This window comes from Lysinibacillus sp. NPDC093197, from assembly GCF_044754025.1.
GTDB lineage: Bacteria > Bacillota > Bacilli > Bacillales_A > Planococcaceae > Lysinibacillus.
This window is the reverse complement of record NZ_JBIVOH010000003.1, coordinates 309,452-326,436: the sequence shown is the minus strand read 5'-3', so window position 1 is coordinate 326,436 and position 16,985 is coordinate 309,452. Positions and strand designations below refer to the sequence as shown.

General features: G+C 37.9%; 14 protein-coding genes. 6 read left to right on the top strand and 8 right to left on the bottom strand.

What is annotated here, in order from left to right:
- Positions 1 to 381 precede the first annotated feature (381 nt).
- The 3 genes from ACIP9G_RS11505 to ACIP9G_RS11495 form a co-directional block, all read right to left on the bottom strand.
- Positions 382 to 1,764: a dipeptidase gene (locus ACIP9G_RS11505; RefSeq protein WP_401019388.1), complete on the bottom strand. Its 1,383-nt coding sequence runs from the start codon at positions 1,762 to 1,764 to the stop codon at positions 382 to 384.
- Between the two features lie 263 nt (positions 1,765 to 2,027).
- On the bottom strand, positions 2,028 to 2,771 hold the full coding sequence (locus ACIP9G_RS11500) for an SDR family NAD(P)-dependent oxidoreductase (RefSeq protein ID WP_401019386.1): 744 nt from the start codon (positions 2,769 to 2,771) through the stop codon (positions 2,028 to 2,030).
- A 20-nt stretch (positions 2,772 to 2,791) separates the two neighbouring features.
- Positions 2,792 to 3,547, bottom strand: coding sequence for an SDR family NAD(P)-dependent oxidoreductase (locus ACIP9G_RS11495; protein ID WP_401019383.1), 756 nt, complete (start codon positions 3,545 to 3,547; stop codon positions 2,792 to 2,794).
- Positions 3,548 to 3,738: 191 nt separating this feature from the next.
- On the opposite strand from ACIP9G_RS11495, the gene ACIP9G_RS11490 reads away from it, so the two are divergent.
- Positions 3,739 to 4,866: a LuxR C-terminal-related transcriptional regulator gene (locus ACIP9G_RS11490; RefSeq protein WP_401019382.1), complete on the top strand. Its 1,128-nt coding sequence runs from the start codon at positions 3,739 to 3,741 to the stop codon at positions 4,864 to 4,866.
- A gap of 302 nt (positions 4,867 to 5,168) precedes the next feature.
- Positions 5,169 to 5,717 (top strand): RNA polymerase sigma factor, encoded by a 549-nt coding sequence (locus ACIP9G_RS11485; RefSeq protein WP_340821120.1) that lies wholly within the window; start codon positions 5,169 to 5,171, stop codon positions 5,715 to 5,717.
- A 134-nt stretch (positions 5,718 to 5,851) separates the two neighbouring features.
- Here ACIP9G_RS11485 and ACIP9G_RS11480 read toward each other — a convergent pair whose 3' ends face one another.
- From ACIP9G_RS11480 to ACIP9G_RS11460, 5 genes are all read right to left on the bottom strand, one after another.
- Positions 5,852 to 6,298 (bottom strand): MarR family winged helix-turn-helix transcriptional regulator, encoded by a 447-nt coding sequence (locus ACIP9G_RS11480; RefSeq protein ID WP_340821119.1) that lies wholly within the window; start codon positions 6,296 to 6,298, stop codon positions 5,852 to 5,854.
- Positions 6,299 to 6,321: 23 nt separating this feature from the next.
- Positions 6,322 to 6,726 carry a transcriptional regulator Spx gene (gene spx, locus ACIP9G_RS11475; RefSeq protein ID WP_036117523.1) on the bottom strand — a complete coding sequence of 135 codons (405 nt, stop codon included), beginning with the start codon at positions 6,724 to 6,726 and terminating at the stop codon, positions 6,322 to 6,324.
- A 554-nt stretch (positions 6,727 to 7,280) separates the two neighbouring features.
- Positions 7,281 to 8,846 carry an ABC-F family ATP-binding cassette domain-containing protein gene (locus ACIP9G_RS11470; protein ID WP_340821118.1) on the bottom strand — a complete coding sequence of 522 codons (1,566 nt, stop codon included), beginning with the start codon at positions 8,844 to 8,846 and terminating at the stop codon, positions 7,281 to 7,283.
- Between the two features lie 97 nt (positions 8,847 to 8,943).
- Entirely contained in the window at positions 8,944 to 9,129 is a 186-nt protein-coding gene (locus ACIP9G_RS11465) for an SE1832 family protein (RefSeq protein ID WP_053597392.1), read from the bottom strand.
- Between the two features lie 228 nt (positions 9,130 to 9,357).
- Positions 9,358 to 10,404 carry a PseG/SpsG family protein gene (locus ACIP9G_RS11460; RefSeq protein WP_340821115.1) on the bottom strand — a complete coding sequence of 349 codons (1,047 nt, stop codon included), beginning with the start codon at positions 10,402 to 10,404 and terminating at the stop codon, positions 9,358 to 9,360.
- Positions 10,405 to 10,633: 229 nt separating this feature from the next.
- Here ACIP9G_RS11460 and ACIP9G_RS11455 point away from each other — a divergent pair, with 229 nt between their 5' ends.
- From ACIP9G_RS11455 to ACIP9G_RS11440, 4 genes are all read left to right on the top strand, one after another.
- A complete protein-coding gene (locus ACIP9G_RS11455; protein WP_401019378.1) occupies positions 10,634 to 11,485 on the top strand; it encodes an NAD(P)H-binding protein in 852 nt (283 codons plus the stop codon).
- A gap of 131 nt (positions 11,486 to 11,616) precedes the next feature.
- Positions 11,617 to 12,171 (top strand): NADPH-dependent FMN reductase, encoded by a 555-nt coding sequence (locus ACIP9G_RS11450; RefSeq protein WP_340821111.1) that lies wholly within the window; start codon positions 11,617 to 11,619, stop codon positions 12,169 to 12,171.
- A gap of 144 nt (positions 12,172 to 12,315) precedes the next feature.
- Positions 12,316 to 16,098 carry a DEAD/DEAH box helicase gene (locus ACIP9G_RS11445; protein WP_401019375.1) on the top strand — a complete coding sequence of 1,261 codons (3,783 nt, stop codon included), beginning with the start codon at positions 12,316 to 12,318 and terminating at the stop codon, positions 16,096 to 16,098.
- A gap of 1 nt (position 16,099) precedes the next feature.
- On the top strand, positions 16,100 to 16,846 hold the full coding sequence (locus ACIP9G_RS11440) for a hypothetical protein (RefSeq protein ID WP_401019372.1): 747 nt from the start codon (positions 16,100 to 16,102) through the stop codon (positions 16,844 to 16,846).
- Positions 16,847 to 16,985 lie beyond the last annotated feature (139 nt).

Genomic DNA, 16,985 nt, shown 5'->3' with positions numbered 1-16,985 from the left:
GAACGCATGCAGCGTAAGCCACAACAAACCGTGCGTTAGCGAGGGTTGTGGCTTACGTGTGTGCCCGCGAAAAGCAACCGCCGGAGCGGACAACAACGGCATAGCTAAATAGTGATAGATTGTCTGAAATCAGCAATTCTTTCTTTTGCAGGAATAATAAATTGCAGCGTGTACTAGTTGTTGGTAGCGTAGGCGGCGACTCCTGCGGGAACGCACGCAGCGTAAGACACAACAAACCGTGCGTTAGCGAGGGTTGTGGCTTACGGTGTGCCGGCGGAAAGCGTCCGCCGTAGCGAACAACAACGGTCGCAGTAAAAAAAGTGTTAGATTGATTGCATTCAATCTAACACTTTTTCTCTTTTGTAATAGCTATTGCCTTGTTTATTTTTGTAACGCAGCAACCTCATATAAGTAGTCGCCTAAAACGCGTAGGCCTTTATCGAAGTTCTCTAAATGGAAGTGTTCGTTTGGTGCATGGAAGTTTTCACTCGATAATCCGAAGCCCATTAGAACAACAGGTAAATCTAAAATTTCATCAAATGCAGCAACGATTGGAATCGAACCACCGCCACGTGTGTAAGCAGTTGGGACATTATAAACTTTTTCATATGAACGACCAGCCGCTTGAATAAATGGATGATCAAATGGTGTTAAGAATGGACGTCCTTTATCGAATTCTGAAATCGTTACGTCTACACCAACAGGCTTATGTTTTTCAATATGTGCTTTTAATAATGCAACGATATCTTCTGGATCTTGATTTGGTACTAGTCGGCATGTAATTTTCGCACCGGCTTCAGCTGGAAGTACAGTTTTAATGCCTTCGCCAGAGAAGCCACCAAACACACCGTTTACTTCTAGTGTTGGACGAGCCCAAGTGCGTTCTAAATAAGAATAGCCAGCTTCACCGAATAATTCTGATACGCCAACTTCCTCTTTTACAGAGTCTTCGTCAAAGCCTAGCGCACGGTAAGCTTCACGTTCTTCTTCTGTTAATGGTAATACTTTGTCGTAGAAACCTTCTACTTGAATTGTGCCGTGTTCATCGCGGAAGGAAGCTAAAATTTCAGCTAATGCATGGATAGCATTTTGCACGCCTCCACCGTAAAGGCCAGAATGTAAATCGCCTTTTGCTCCACGAACATCAATTTGTACGCCTGTAAGACCGCGTAAGCCATAGCATACTGCAGGTTTACCAGGACCATAAAGACCTGTATCTGAAATTAAAATTAAATCTGCAGCTAATTTTTCTTTATGCTCTTCGACATAAGCAGGAAGGTGTGGACTTCCGATTTCTTCTTCACCTTCATAGATGAATTTGACGTTCACTGGTAAAGTACCTGTTGTAGCAAATAGTGCTTCAATCATTTTTAAGTGCATAAACACTTGGCCTTTATCATCACTTGCGCCGCGTGCAAATAATTTGTTATCACGAATCGTAGGATTGAACGGCTCTGTTTCCCATAAATGTAATGGATCAACAGGCTGTACATCGTAGTGGCCGTAAAATAGAATCGTTGGTTTGCCTTCTGCATGTAACCAGTCAGCATAAACAACAGGGTGACCAGCAGTCTGCGTAATTGAGATGTTTTCCAAGTTTAGTTTTTTGAAGGCATCAGCTAGCCACTCGGCAGCGTGTTGAATATCTTCCTTATGTTCTGATAACGAACTAATACTTGGAATACGTAAAAATTCATTTAGTTCGTTTAAATGTGCCTCGCGATGTTCTGTAAAGTAAGCATTTAATGTCTCTACTTGCGTCATATTAGCATCCCTCTTTCAATATTTCGATAATAGAAATAGTATAGCATAATGTGGTTGGGGAATCCTGTTATTGCAAAGGTTTTTCCAGTATTTATTAATGCTTTGCTCCACTAGCCTTTACTAAAGATTATGCCTTAGACATCCATCGTCTTCTTTTGAGTATTGCCTAACCTCTCTGGTCGATAACTTTCACATAAGTCCATCATTTCTATAAAAAAGATCTGATTTCGTTGTTTTCTCGAAATCAGATCCTTTTATAATAATTAATGAGCAGTATAACCGCCATCGACTAGAAGTGTTGTGCCATTAACAAAGCTTGCGTCATCACTTGCTAAGAATAAAACGGCTTTCGCGATTTCTTCTGGTTTACCAAGACGACCTTGTGGATGAAGGGATGCTAGGTATTCTTTCTTTTGAGCATCTACTTCAGCTAATAGAGGTGTTTCGATATAGCCAGGACATACCGCATTTACGCGAATGCCTTGTTTAGCATAAGCAGTACATAGGTTTTGTGTTAATAATTTTACGCCACCTTTTGCAGATGAGTAGGCTGTAGGATTCGGTAAGGAAACAAAACTATGAATGGAACCAGCGTTGACAATAACGCCACCTGTACCTTGAGCAAGAAACTGTTCAATTGCATATTTATCAGAAAGAAATACACCTGATAAATTAATATCAATTGTTCTTTTCCATTTTTCGTAAGATAACTCATGTGCTGGTGCATCGTCAGCTACGCCCGCATTAGCATACATAATATCAAGTTTACCGTATTTATTTACAGTTTCATTAATCATGTTTTTAATGTTTTCTTCGATAGTGACATCTGTTTTCACGAAGAGTGTATCAAAACCACTATTATTTAATTCATCTGAGATGCTTTGTCCACGCTCAGAGAAATCAGCAATGACTACTTTTGCACCCTCTTGTGCAAAAAGACGAACGGTTGCTTCACCAATACCGCTAGCACCGCCTGTTACGATTGCTACTTTATCTTGTAGTTTCATATAAATGACCACCTTTATTTTTATTTTGCTGTTGCTCCGCCATCAATGACGAATTCTGCACCTGTTGAGAAGGAAGACTCATCAGAAGCTAAAAATAATACTGTTTGCGCTACTTCTTTAACAGAGCCTAAACGTCCTAATGGGAAAATGCTTTTTCCTAATTCATCTTTAGAGCTTCCAGTTGTTGCAGACGCATAGTCTGCCATTCCAGTGTCAATGTAGCCTGGATGGATAGAGTTTACGCGTACGCCATATGGAGCATATTCCATTGCCGCATCTTTTGTCATAATGCGAACAGCTCCTTTACTAGCTCCGTATAATACGTGCCCAGCAGCACCTGTTAAGCCAGCGATAGAAGAAGCATTAATAACAGAGCCTTTATGTTGTTTAGCCATAAGTGGCATAATATGTTTCATGCCTAGGAAGACACCTGTCACATTGATGGACATTAAGCGATTCCAATCAGATAGTTCGATTTCTGCAAGTGGTTTAATGATATAGATACCTGCATTATTGAAAAGAATATCTACTTTGTTAAATGTTTTAATTGTTTCATTTGCAACCTTTTTCCAGTCTTCTTCATTGCTAACATCATGGCGTACAAATAATGCTTCACCGCCAATAGCTTGAATATCACGTACTGTGTCGTTACCAGATTGTTCGTTTATATCTGTAATAACTATTTTTGCTCCTTCTTTGGCAAACAATAGTGCAGTTTCTTTCCCGATTCCTGTTCCTCCACCTGTAATAATGGCTACTGCATTTTCAAGTCTCATTTCATGCATGCCCCTTTCATTATTTCTGGTTATATAATTACCTAACGATCCAAAAGTATTCGCATTGTTTAGCGATACCTTTATTTTACTATCGTCAATTTGAAATACTATCCTATAAGATGCTGTATAATATAGTGAGTGAATATCCTCCATTTATAGGGGTATTTTAGTGTGAAGGAGAAGAATTTCCTATGACGCATCCATTTCAGCCAATTGAAGAAGTAACACTTCAAGAGTTTGTGTTATTTATTAAAGTTCATCATAAACAAATTAAAGAGAATATGAATATTTACCTCAATCTAGAACCTGCTATAGGCGAAACAGAACGAAATAGAGTAGCGTTGCTATTAGATTCATTTTTACGTTTACTGACACATACAAACATTGATGAATTAAATGGTGATGAGTATTTTTTTAATACGTGGCTACAATCACAATTATCCATTATTGATAGGAAGAGCTTTAATTTATTCCAATTAATATTTGAAAAGTCATTGATTACGTTTATGATTCAACAAAAGAGTAGTCGAACGAATGCTGTCTTAATGTATGTATTATCATTATTTATGTCTCTAGTACAGCTTTACTATGACTGTGAGGGAGAAGGCAAAGATAGTAATAGGCCTACTGAAAATGAGGGATTGAGACATTTACAGTTATTAGATAAGCTCGATAAATTGCTTATTAGTTCCTCAGGCTATCAGGATTTAGCCTATATTTTAAAAAAATGTGAAGAATATTTTAGCTACAAGAGATGTGTATTTTACGCATATGTCCCATGGTCCAATCAATTTTACGGAGTTATTGGTGCAGAGCTTCCTAAGGTGCAAAGCATGAAAGGGGAGCTAACTGGAGAAAACACTATACTTAGTTCAAGAAAACCAATTTATTTAAAAAGCCCAAAAAATTACGTGAAGGAGGAGCATATCCAATTATTTGGTTTATCCTCAATTATTTTTATTCCTATTGTTGGAGGGGATCAGTTATTCGGCTGGCTAACATTTGATCAGCTAGGCGAAGAATTCGATTGTACAAAGGAAGAATTAACGCTTCTTGAGGAAGTAGGAAAGCGTTTAGGCTTATTTTTATCACGCAAGAGTGAGAAGGTAGAGAAAAATACAGAACTTCATTTAACGGAAAGGGAGTCGATGATACTCGGCTTACTTGCTGAAGGATATGATAATAAAAAAATTGCCAGTTTATTATTTTTAAGCGAGCATACGGTCAGGGATTATGTAAGCAGTCTCATGACAAAGCTCAAAGCAAAAAATCGAACACAGGTCGTAGCCTCATCTTTTCGTCTAGGGCTGTTAAGTTAACAATAAATGCGCTTCTGCTAGGAGTGCATTTTTTTGTTTTTTTCATATCAATTAATGCCTAATAAATTTTCTGATAATAAATATTATTAAAAATATAGTGATAAAAATAGAGGAATATGGTTTTAAAGTGGTCTTTTGTTGGGAAAGTGATATAGTAGTAAAACAATTTTTACGAATATTACAAGTGAAAGCAATTAAGCTTACACGATTGTAATGAAATTGAAAGCCAATACGATAGAGTGTAATACATTATTTTGCGAGAATGTGTATAGAAGCAAGAACAAGAAGCGGAGGAATACACAATGAATGAAAAATTAGAAGGCGTATATGAGGAATATAACCGTTATATATACCATTTATGTTTGAAACTAACTCGCAATAATGTAGAAGCAGAAGATTTAATGCAAGAAGTTTGGGTAAAAGTCGTACGCTATGAAGATAGCGTTGCCGAAGTTGAACATATTAAAGCTTGGCTAACAACAATTACAATGAATACATTTAGAGATCGCTATCGAAAAAAAGTACGACGCAGTAAGTATATGATGAACCAACCTGAAACATTAGACGTACCGATTTTAGATTTGGTTCCCAATAATGACATTTCTACAGAAGAAAAAATTGAAAAAGAGATTGTGACGAAGCTAGTACAGGACAAAATGGGTCAATTAGATACAATTTATCGTAAAACTTTATGGTATTTCTACATAGACCAATATTCACTTGCTGAAATCTCTACTATTATGAAAGTATCAATCGGTACGGTGAAATCTCGTTTATTCCGTGCGAAAGCGCGTTTAAAAGAAATGCTAATGGCCGATGTGTCAATCGTCGAGGCTGTGCTGCCAGCGTAATCAATACATTGGTCGCACAACCATAACTACTTAGACGGAAGTATTCGTTCGGCCAATCCAAAAAAGGATGCACTGCAAACAAAAATTTGCGATGCATCCTTTTTCGTGTTTCCACACAAAACATAGATGAAAATTTAATCTTGCCGATTTGTATCAACAGATAGTAAGCATTTGGCGAAAATATCACGCAACGTTTGCACCTCTTCAGCTGAGAGCATGCCAAACATATTATTAATAATTTCACTCACTTGTTGACGGGATTCTTCAAGTATTTCTTCACCCTCGGTAGTAATAACTAATTGTGAGGCTCTACGATCAGTAGCATGCTGCGTCTTTTCAATAAAACCAGCATTAATCAGTTTGGTCGTTAATACCGTGACACCACCAGTTGTTACCTTTAAGCGTTCTGCTATTGCAGAAGGGCGCTTTGGTCCCTCCTGCGATAAGTAGTCTAAAATTAAAATATGGGATTTTGAAAAGCCGAGTGCATTATGATTATTCCACTCGTTTGCCCATTTACGCTCGATAGAAAAGACAACTTCAAACAATGAGGTAATGGCTTGTTGTTTTTCTTGATCCATATAAGGTCATCTCCAAAACTGTTTTAACTTTCTTGTGCCAATCTTGTCATCGCATTTAATTCGTAAGCACGTACTTTACGTGGAATAAAACGACGAATGTCCATCTCATTGTACCCAACTTGGATACGTTTTTCATCTATAAGGATAGGACTACGTAACATTCTAGGATGCGCTTGAATAATTGCGTACAACTCTTGAATAGAAAGCTGATCAATATCAATATTTAGATTTTTAAAGTCATTTGAGTTTGTTGCAATAATTTCATCAGTACCATCTTCTGTCATGCTTAAAATTTCTTTAAATTCAGCAAGTGTAAGAGGATGTGATGTAATGCGTTTTTCTTTATATTCGATGTTGTGATCTTTTAACCATTTTAGTGCTTTTCTGGATGAAGAACAGCTCGCTTGTGAGTAGATAGTAACTGTCATTCTTCATTCCCCGCTTTCTTTGTTGGATTATATTTTATGAATAGCTTATTAGTAAGTAAAATAGGTTATACATATATCTTACTAGTAAGCTATATATAAATCAATAGTTAATTAAAAAACTTTTAAGAGAACATAATATTTTTAATCTATACTAAATATACGCTGGAAAGTGCGAAAAGTTTCATTAAATAAGCTTACAATGATGTAAGTTTAGAAGATTTTAAAAATAGAGAATATTGAATGCTTGCCAGTCACCCAAACAATTCTGAATTTTCATGGGTATGCCAGTAGAGTAGACTCCCGCAGAAAGCGATGAGGATTTTTACAATATAGAAGGAGCGAGGCTTTGCCAAAGAGTGACCACCTATGGGCGAGTCAAAAAGTTGTCGTATATAGCAATATCAGAAGGATATATTAATTTCAAAGGAAAAATCCACCTAGCATCCTGCGGGTCAGCACAAAAAGGAAGACGCAACAGCGGTAGTTGCACCTCACCTTGTGCCCGCGGAAAGCGAAGTGGATTTTTACTCTTTAGAATGACACATTATTAGTATTTAGCTTTGTTGACCAGAAGTGAACCAGTCTTGCACATCCCATACTTTTGTTGCTAAGCCTTCATAGAAATCAGGTTCATGGCTAACGAGTACAATTGTGCCTTTAAATTCTTTCATAGCACGCTTTAACTCTTCTTTGGCATCGACATCCAAGTGGTTTGTCGGCTCATCAAATAGTAACCAGTTAGCTTCTTCCATCATTAGCTTACATAATCGAACTTTAGCCTGCTCACCACCAGATAAAGAATTAAGTGGGCGAGTAATATGATCTGTTTTTAGACCAGCACGTGCTAATGCAGCGCGTACTTGTGCTTGCTCCATAGAAGGGAAAGCATTCCATACATCATCAATTGGAGTAATTTTATCTGCCTTTACTTCTTGTTCGAAATAAGAAGGAGCTAAATAATCACCACGAATTACCGTACCACCTAGCGGATTAATTTTACCAAGCATCGTTTTTAGTAAAGTAGATTTACCAACACCATTCATGCCGACTAAGGCAATTTTTTCACCGCGTTCGATCATAAATGAAAGAGGTGGTAGTAGTGGTTTGTCTTTATCGTAACCGATGACTAAATTCTCTGCTTCTACAACGTAACGGCTTGGTGTACGTGCTTCTTTAAAACCAAATTCAGGTTTCACTGCTGTTTCAGGACGGTCGATACGCTCTAAACGATCAAGCTGCTTCGCGCGAGACTTTGCACGACCAGTTGTAGAGTAACGCGCTTTATTTTTCGCTATAAAGTCTTCTTGTTTTTTTATGAACTCTTGTTGCTTTTCATAAGCATCAATATGTTGACGTTTATTGATTTCAGCAAGCTCTAAAAACTTTTCGTACGTAGCTGTATAGCGAGTTAGCTTTGAAAACTCCAATTGGAAAATAACATCAACTGTCTCATTCATAAATTCCGTATCGTGGGAAATTAATAAGAATGCATGTGGATAATTTTTTAAATAGTTTTTCAACCAATTAATATGCTCTTCATCGAGATAGTTCGTTGGCTCATCGAGTAATAATACTTTTGGCTTCTCTAATAATAGCTTTGCCAGTAAAACTTTCGTACGCTGACCACCAGAAAGGGCAGCTACATCGCGTTCAAGACCAATAGCATCTAGACCTAGACCTCGTGCAACCTCCTCGATTTTCATATCGAGAGTGTAGAAATCTCCAGCATCAAGAGCATCCTGAACCTCTGCCATTTGTTCTAATAAAACTTCTAATTCTTCAGGTGTTGCTTCAGCCATTTTACCTGTAATTTCGTTTAGCTCTTCTTCTTTCTTATATAGTGGGAGGAAGGCATCACGTAATGCATCGCGCATAGAACGTCCTGCTGTTAGCGCAGTATGCTGGTCTAAATAGCCATAATGTGTTCCAGGTAGCCATTCAACTTTTCCTTCATCGTGAATTGTTTGTCCTGTAATGATTCCCATAAGAGTAGACTTACCAACACCGTTTGCACCGACAAGGCCAATATGATCGCCTTCTACTAAACGGAAAGAAACATCTTTAAAAAGTGTACGGTCACCGAAAGAATGACCTAAATTTTCAACTGTTAATATTGCCATATATGTTGTTCCTCCAAAATAATTCGATTAGGTCTGTATAAATAGATGAATCACAATGCTACTGCTACAACATAACAGTTGGCACGATGCGAATTCATTATAGCTCTGCTAGTTGTTTATTTAATTCTGCTAGCTTTGCTTCCATGTTAGCAAGGCGCTGCTCAGCATTTGCGACTTGGTCGTTATGGCCTGTAGATTCAAGTTTTTCGATGTCACCTTGTAAATTCATATAATCCATTTTTAATTCTTTGATTTGATATTCAATATCGCTTTTTGATGGCATGATACTTGGCTCCTTTATTAGTTTATTTTTTATTACGAAAGCGTGTAAAAGCGATGGAGGTTTTGTCATCCCCCACCGCTCAATTGTTAAAATTAATCGGGTACTGATGCGTTGAGATTCCTCAAATATTCTAGCCTACTTTGTAATGGATACATTCAACTAGAAGCAGGGGAAATACGAAAGTGAAAAATTCTAATATATTGTATCATATTCACCTTAAAAGAATCACTAAGTTGAAGCGATATTATGTCGATCATAAGCGAAATCAAGTAATAAAGATTCAAGCGTTTTGTTATTGCTAGCGACATTCAGCTGGCGCTGTTTTTTCACAGCACGTTCACTGCGCGCCTCATGCAATAAAAACTCCATAACAGCATTTTGTATTTGTGATTGTTTCATCTTACGCCCGAGGCCAAGATGTATAAAGCCATTATGCTCACGAGGGAATGCGTGTAATAGCTCATTTTCTGTCTGTGCGAGCGTAATACATGGCACGCCATAGGAAGCAATCTTATATGGTGTGTAATTAGCATTGCAAATTATGACATCAGCTTTGGGTAATAATTTAAGGAGTGCGTCTTTATCACGCAAAATGGCAGTATTCCGACGACTTAAAACCATCATTTGCAAGTCATCAGTCGCATGTCGATAACTTTCATCTATCATTACTGTAATTTGTAGTGGGATTTGTAGCTGGGTTAGGTGTCGAAGAGTACGATATGTTAAGTTATGCTCGTCCCCATCCTCGAAAGCAACAACAATATGAGGAGGATTTTCTGGTGTTTTAAGATCAGGTAATTGTTCTGCATGCTGATAAGCTTCAGGTAATGCAAAGACGAAACTGCCACCAATATAATGGGAAGGCATATAATCTTTAACTTCTTGATAGAGTGCTAGTAATACACAGTCACAGGCTTGGCCACCATCACCAAAATCATCAAAATGAATAATTGTTTTGCAAAATGGTCGTAAATTCTCCACTTGCCAGCTTTCTGAGTTACGACCATCCCTAACAATTAAATCAGGTTGTATCGCTTTTATTTGCTTAGGTAATTCGTCGAAGTGATCGAATAGTATTGGTGAAAGATTGTGATTCATTAAAATTTGAATCCCATCATTTGAAGGGGTTTTTACGAATATGAAAACTTCCTCTTGTCCAAGCAACTTAGCTAATGTTGCAACTCGTTCAAAAGGATACAGCCCTTTATCAATACAGCTTTCAATTATGAAAACAATCGATTTTTTCGGTTTAATTGTTTGTGTTTCGTTTTGCAAATGTATCCCATCCTTTCATCTGTCTATTTAAATTATGGTGAAAATTGGGCAAGTATGTGTAAAAATTAACATTAGATAAATAATGTATGAGATGAAACTTTAAAAATTGACTTTGCTATACCGATGAATAGTAGAGAGGACATGCAAAATGAAGCTAGTTCTCATTATTGAAGATACATACATAGAAATCGTCTTTGTGGAGCAAATATAAGACTTTCTCAAAGGGGGAATGAAATTGGGCATGCGTTCGGCAATTGTTGTAGGGGCTACTGGATTAACAGGTAGTTCACTAATAGAACAGTTATGTGACAATGATGAATATGTTTCGGTCATCGTTATAGCACGACGAGAGCTACAATATAAGCACCCGAAGTTAGAGGTGAAAATTCGAAACTTCGATACATTAGAAGAAAAAGATATTGAGTTTGCTCATGAGCTATTTTGTTGTTTAGGTACAACGATTAAAAAGGCTGGATCACGTGAGGCGTTTGAAAAAGTTGATTTTGAATATCCACTAGCCATTGCCTCATTGGCGAAAAAGCAAGGGATTCCGCATATGCTTGTCATTACAGCTATGGGTGCCAATGAGCGATCTCGATTTTACTATAATCGTGTGAAAGGGAAGCTTGAGCATGCATTAATAGAGCTAGGCTTACAGCGTCTATCCATTATTCGTCCCTCTCTTTTAGTAGGACAGCGCGATGAATTTCGTTTTGGCGAAAAGGTAGGAGAAAAGCTAATAAAACTTGCTAAACCTTTATTAATAGGACCATTAAAGCGTTTGCGTTCTATTGAGTCCTCGCAAGTTGCAAAAGCAATGATCGTTATTGGTTTACATGGAAAGAAACAGCCGGTGACAATTTATCCATCACAGGACTTAGCGAAAATGGATTTTCCAACTGTGGCACAAGATGAATTTACGCGTGAAGAGTTATTTAATTGGCAAAAGCTTAAAGGCTTAGATGTGTCTGATGCAGAGCGCAAGGTAAATCGAGAGGTCATTATAAATCGAGATAAATATAAAGTGGAAGAAACTGTGGTAGATAAAGAAGTGACATTTAATCGACACGATGAAAAATAGTCGTCTTTCCATTAAATATAGCATTCCGTCTAAAGACTGAATTTATTGTTTTGACTATTACAATTCTTCCCGAGCCACTATTCATTTGTTACAATATTATTGTAGAAGATGAATGTGGAGGCAAAATGAATATGAAAATTTTACTCGTTGATGGCACAATGTTTGGGCGTAAAACTGGTGCTATTTTAGAGCAAGTAGAGCGTTATATTAAAGATTTCGATGCTAGTTTCGATTTAGAAATTATGCATTTTAGTGAATATAAACATCAAATTGTCGATGGCTCACCATTAAATGAAGATATGAAAAAAATGATTCAAAAGTTTGAAGAAGCGGATGCGTATATCATTGCAACTCCGATTTTCCAAGCTTCAATTCCAGGTGTATTGAAAAATGCTTTTGATTTCTTACATCCGAAAACAATGCGTTATAAGCCAGTATCTATCGTAGCGAATGGTGGCACATATCAGCACCATTTAGTAGTTGAGAACCAATTAAAGCCTATCTTAGATTACTTCCGTGCACTTGTGACACCAAACTATGTATATACGCATACATCACATTTTGATGCAAATAATGTAATTGTAGACGAGGATGTTCATAATCGTTTACGTGAAATGGCACGTGTTTTCGTTCAGTACTGTGAAATGAGTAAAACATTACCGAAAGAAACAATAGACCAACATTAAAGATATGTCCTATTGTCGGTACCAATAAGTATTGATCCCTTGTACAGTGGAAGGAAATCACTGTGCAGGGGATTTTTCTTTGCAAGATTCCATTTACGATATGATAAAATAATACTTTAGTGAATTCGGAAAGGAGGGCAGCTCATGCAGAACATCGCTTTACTAGAGAAACAACGCTGTAATTTAATTTTGACGAATAAGGCGAAGGAGGCGGTAGAGGAATGCTCAGCAAACGAGCATGCCTTTTTTGCGTTACAAAAAACAGTTACTGTCTATATTGAAAAAAGAAAAGCCAAAACAATTGGCGAAACGTTTTTATCGATTTATTTTAATGCAGAGCACAATGAAAAGTTAGATAGTGTACTTGCCGGAAAAACGGCAATTATGGATTGTGTGCTAAAAGTGGAAGGGTTATTAGCAACAAATATTCGTTTTGTACATATGCGAGGTCCAATAAGTACGAATCGCCGCTTACCGGCTGCATTGCAATTTGTAACAAAGCCTAATAATGGCGCAGGTATCCCGCTTGACCTTCATACGAAAATAAGAGAACTACCGATTGCTGAAGAACGTACCGAATATGTGAAAAAGCGTATTGCAAGTTGGGAAGGCTATTTAAAAATCCAAGAACGTGATGCAACAATTGATGATATTCATACGGAATTTAAGCAAAGCTACTTCAATGAAGACTTTTCACGTTTAACGCTTGTATGTCCATATGTAAAAGCGAAGGAATGGAAGCAACTCGAAGGTTTAAGTGTTAGTATCCATGGGGTACGTGGCGAAATCGGTCAAGTATTAAAATCGAATGCTGGCAAGCAAACAGTGGAAATTGATTTAAAGCCTTTTGCACAGGATCAGGCTCGGAAAGATCAGTTAAACTTGCGCTCAAAACAAGCAAGCTTTAGTAATTTTGCAACACTAAGTCAAATTCGACGCTTACGCAATGGCTTTACGAAGCTAGAAAAGGGCGAAGCAGTTAATGCTAGTCTAGAGACGATTTTATTTGAAAAACGCCCAACTGTCCGCACTACAAAGCTGAGAGATGATATTGAGTTTCATAATAATTTAAATGAATATCAACGTAAAGCGGTAATCGGAGCCCTATCTGTTGAAGATTTATATGTGATTCAAGGGCCACCAGGGACTGGGAAAACAACGGTTATTTCAGAAATATGCCAGCAAAATGTAAAAGCAGGATTGAAAACACTCGTTGCATCACAGTCAAATTTAGCTGTTGATAATGCATTAGGAAGACTTCTCTCCAATCAAGAAATTCGAATTTTACGGTATGGTCGAACAGAAAGTATTGAAGAAGAGGGAAAGAAATTCATTGAGGAAAATGTTGCCCTTCATTGGCGTGAACAAACATTAGCTTCTGTTGAAGAAGAAATTATCGCTTTTGCTGAGCGTGAACAAGAATTGAAGGCAAGTATTTTAAAAGCAGTGGACGAGCGGCAAAAGCTTGAGACATGGCTTGAGGAGCTAGTTAAGGAAATCGCTGCTAAGGAACAGGCGGCAATAGACGAACCAATTTTGCTAAGAGAGATTCAATCGTTAAAAAAGGATTTGAAAACGGCAAAAGCAGAAAAAGAATCTAGTGAAGAGCAAAAAGAGCTTCTTGAGAAACAGCTAGCACAACTAGAGTCTGCTATACAATCGCAAGAACAAATTTTATCTGATTATGATTCGCTTGAACAGCTACAACAAACGATTCAAGATTGCACCCATAAAATAGAACAATGGCAAGCTGCTATTCAATATAAAGAATTACTTGTAGAAAAGCAGGAGCTGACATCGCAGTTTCAAGATATTCAACTAAAATATGAACAAGAAAATAAGCGATTGCTTTTAATGAAGGAAGGACAACAATATATTGGTACGTTAACGTCCTTTGATCGTATTCAACGCTTTTTAGAGCATTATCAAATACGTCCTACGCACATTTTAGCTCAACAAATTGGACGACTAGAGCATTTAGAGGATGCGAAAGATTTAGAAGCCTGGGCAACAATAAATTCCCGATTACAAAAAGCGATTGCAAAGCTTGAAACATTGGTATCGCCTGAGGAGAAAGAACGAGCGTTAGCTAGAAGTCGTCAACAGCCGGTTCAATCGTTCTCATTAAAAAATTTAACGGGTGTATTTGCACAGCTAAATGAGTCGTTTCAAGAAGGGCAAACACCTCCTATCGAACAGGTAGAAAGCTATTTACTAGGGCTCTATATGCGTCGCGATTTTGTTTGGCAAAAGGGGATGGCGCTTCGACAACAACAGGATCATAAAGATCGGGAATTTGAGTCACTACGTAAAAATATTAGTAGTTTAATACATCAAGAATGTGCCATAACAAGCTTCGATGTACAAAGCTTGCAACGCCAATTACAGCCATATATTAAACATACCGAGCGACTACAGCAACTCGCTGATACATTCCAAGCTGATATTATGCCAGAAGAATCAGTGGAACAGTTGAAAATGCTAGTATCTAATACACAAACCGCTCTACAAACAGCCCGTCAACAGCTTCAGGCCGTTGAGCAAGCTAACACACAACTTGTGCCTAAGAAAGCAGCACAACAAACAGCAAAGGCAAGCTTAGTTGAGGTTGAGGAACAGTTAGCGCAATTAGAAGAAAAGATTAAAGCTATAAATGTAGATGGGCTAAAAAAGGAAAAACAACTAACTGCGTTAACAACGTTGCTACAATCTACGCCAGAGCGCACATATGAGGAAGTAAAAGAAACTATTCAAACGACAAATGAAAGCTTAGAAGAGCTACATCGTAAAGAACAGCAGCTACCTCTACGTAAGAAATTGCAAGAGCAATGGCGTGATAAGTTACAAAACGCAACAGAATATGATTTAGATGAAATTCGTAAATTATATGTGCGTCATGCCAATGTTATCGGAACAACATGCGTTGCTTCGGCAAGTAAGGAATTTATGGAAAACTATCCGACCTTTGATGTTGTCATCATTGACGAAGTATCTAAGGCGACACCTCCAGAGCTATTATTACCAATGCTTAAGGGCAAAAAGGTTATTTTAGTTGGTGACCATCATCAGCTACCACCACTTCTTGGTGATGATACGCTAGAGGAAACATTGAAGGGCATGTTAGAAGAAAATCCAAACTTCGATGGTGCACAAGAGCTAAAAAGCTTGCTGCGTGAATCGTTATTCGAGCGGTTATTTAATAACTTACCGCCAACACATAAGCAAATGCTCGCATTACAATACCGTATGCATGAAAAAATCATGCACAGTATTACACCTTTTTACGCCAAGGAAGAAAGTGGTCTGCAATGCGGTCTACCGGATTCTGATTTAGCGCGTGACCATGGCTTAGAAGGACATTTCGTCAATCGAGATGATCATTTACTATGGATTGATATGCCAACTGAAAAACCATTTTTAGAGGAACAAGTTAAAGGTGGTACGAGTCGTTATAATGAGGGGGAACTACAAACAATCCGCCGAATTTTAACAGATTTAAATGCTGCTGTTTTAGAAGCGAAAAAGGCAGGGCGCATACCACAGGATGCACAGAAAAGTGTAGGCGTTATTAGCTTCTATGGCGAGCAAGTGAAAAAAATTAATCGTCTACTTCAACAGGAATTACAGCTACCCCATTTACAGTTTAGAACGGGAACTGTCGATAAGTTTCAGGGGATGGAGATGGATGTCATATTAGTGAGTATGGTACGTAATACGCCAAAGGGAGGAGACATTGGCTTTGCGAGAGATTATCGCAGGTTAAATGTTGCACTTTCTCGTGCACGTGAATTGTTAATGCTTGTTGGCAGTGCAGATATGTTTGCAAAACGTGCTAAGCATCAAGATACACGTGACATGTACAGCAATCTTTTAACGACGGTGAAATCCTACAACGGTTTGCGTAATCATGAAGGACAGGTGATGTAGGGTGTTAAAATTACAACAGCGTTTAATACGAGAGTTACAGCAAAATCGTCATGTGAAAATAGTGAAATCTACTGAATGGTGTATTCCGGTTCGCACGATTGAAGTGACATATGAGCCAATTCGTCGCTCAACGATGGATGTCCTAATGAAAATGCTATTAATTAGCATGCAGGAAGCAAATTTTCAAAATGTACAGGAATTGAGTGAGCTATTACTAGTAGACCCACTTTTTATTGAGGATTTAGTGACGTTAATGTCTCGCGTCCGTCTTATAGAGCAAACGGATGGCTTTTATAAACTAACCTCTAAAGGGGAGCAACAATTGGCGCATGGCATTTTCGAGGAAGAGCTAGAGGTCGAAACGGCAACGCTATTATTTAGTCCATGTCACCAAGCGATTCTTCCTGTAGGAGAAGAGGCTATAGAGGAATATGATGAGTTACCAGAGCCATATCGTTATGTCGATAAGGACGCTGAGCAGCAAGAACATTTTGATGAGGAAATGATGCTTGCAGCTTTACAGCAGGAAGAGGAAGAATCTAGCTCACAAAAAATAGTAGCTACTATTGTTACTTCAGATGCGAAACAGATTAATGATATCCCCTGTTTAGAATTTGTTCTTTTTAATAAGGAGCAAAATATTGTATATGCCCGAGTATGGAATACATTGCTAAACCAATGGGATGAAAAGCTGGAACAGCAACTTACAGAAAAAGAGCAACTACAATGGCGTGAACAATATTTATAAATGACAGAACGAGCGGTAAAGCAATGGTGGGCTTACCGCTTGTTTTTTTTGTGCTTAAAAACGATTAGTTATGGAGAGGATTTCGCGGAGTGAGGTGTTGATTCCGCGAAGTGAAGGGTTGATTCCGCGGAGCGAGGTG

What these genes read in the sequence shown, in the direction of transcription:
- ACIP9G_RS11505 (WP_401019388.1), bottom strand. Translation starts at nt 1,764, where the DNA reads ATGACGCAAGTAGAGACATTAAATGCTTACTTTACAGAACATCGCGAG.
- ACIP9G_RS11500 (WP_401019386.1), bottom strand. Translation starts at nt 2,771, where the DNA reads ATGAAACTACAAGATAAAGTAGCAATCGTAACAGGCGGTGCTAGCGGT.
- ACIP9G_RS11495 (WP_401019383.1), bottom strand. Translation starts at nt 3,547, where the DNA reads ATGAGACTTGAAAATGCAGTAGCCATTATTACAGGTGGAGGAACAGGA.
- ACIP9G_RS11490 (WP_401019382.1), top strand. Translation starts at nt 3,739, where the DNA reads ATGACGCATCCATTTCAGCCAATTGAAGAAGTAACACTTCAAGAGTTT.
- ACIP9G_RS11485 (WP_340821120.1), top strand. Translation starts at nt 5,169, where the DNA reads ATGAATGAAAAATTAGAAGGCGTATATGAGGAATATAACCGTTATATA.
- ACIP9G_RS11480 (WP_340821119.1), bottom strand. Translation starts at nt 6,298, where the DNA reads ATGGATCAAGAAAAACAACAAGCCATTACCTCATTGTTTGAAGTTGTC.
- spx (WP_036117523.1), bottom strand. Translation starts at nt 6,726, where the DNA reads ATGACAGTTACTATCTACTCACAAGCGAGCTGTTCTTCATCCAGAAAA.
- ACIP9G_RS11470 (WP_340821118.1), bottom strand. Translation starts at nt 8,846, where the DNA reads ATGGCAATATTAACAGTTGAAAATTTAGGTCATTCTTTCGGTGACCGT.
- ACIP9G_RS11465 (WP_053597392.1), bottom strand. Translation starts at nt 9,129, where the DNA reads ATGCCATCAAAAAGCGATATTGAATATCAAATCAAAGAATTAAAAATG.
- ACIP9G_RS11455 (WP_401019378.1), top strand. Translation starts at nt 10,634, where the DNA reads ATGAAATTGGGCATGCGTTCGGCAATTGTTGTAGGGGCTACTGGATTA.
- ACIP9G_RS11450 (WP_340821111.1), top strand. Translation starts at nt 11,617, where the DNA reads ATGAAAATTTTACTCGTTGATGGCACAATGTTTGGGCGTAAAACTGGT.
- ACIP9G_RS11445 (WP_401019375.1), top strand. Translation starts at nt 12,316, where the DNA reads ATGCAGAACATCGCTTTACTAGAGAAACAACGCTGTAATTTAATTTTG.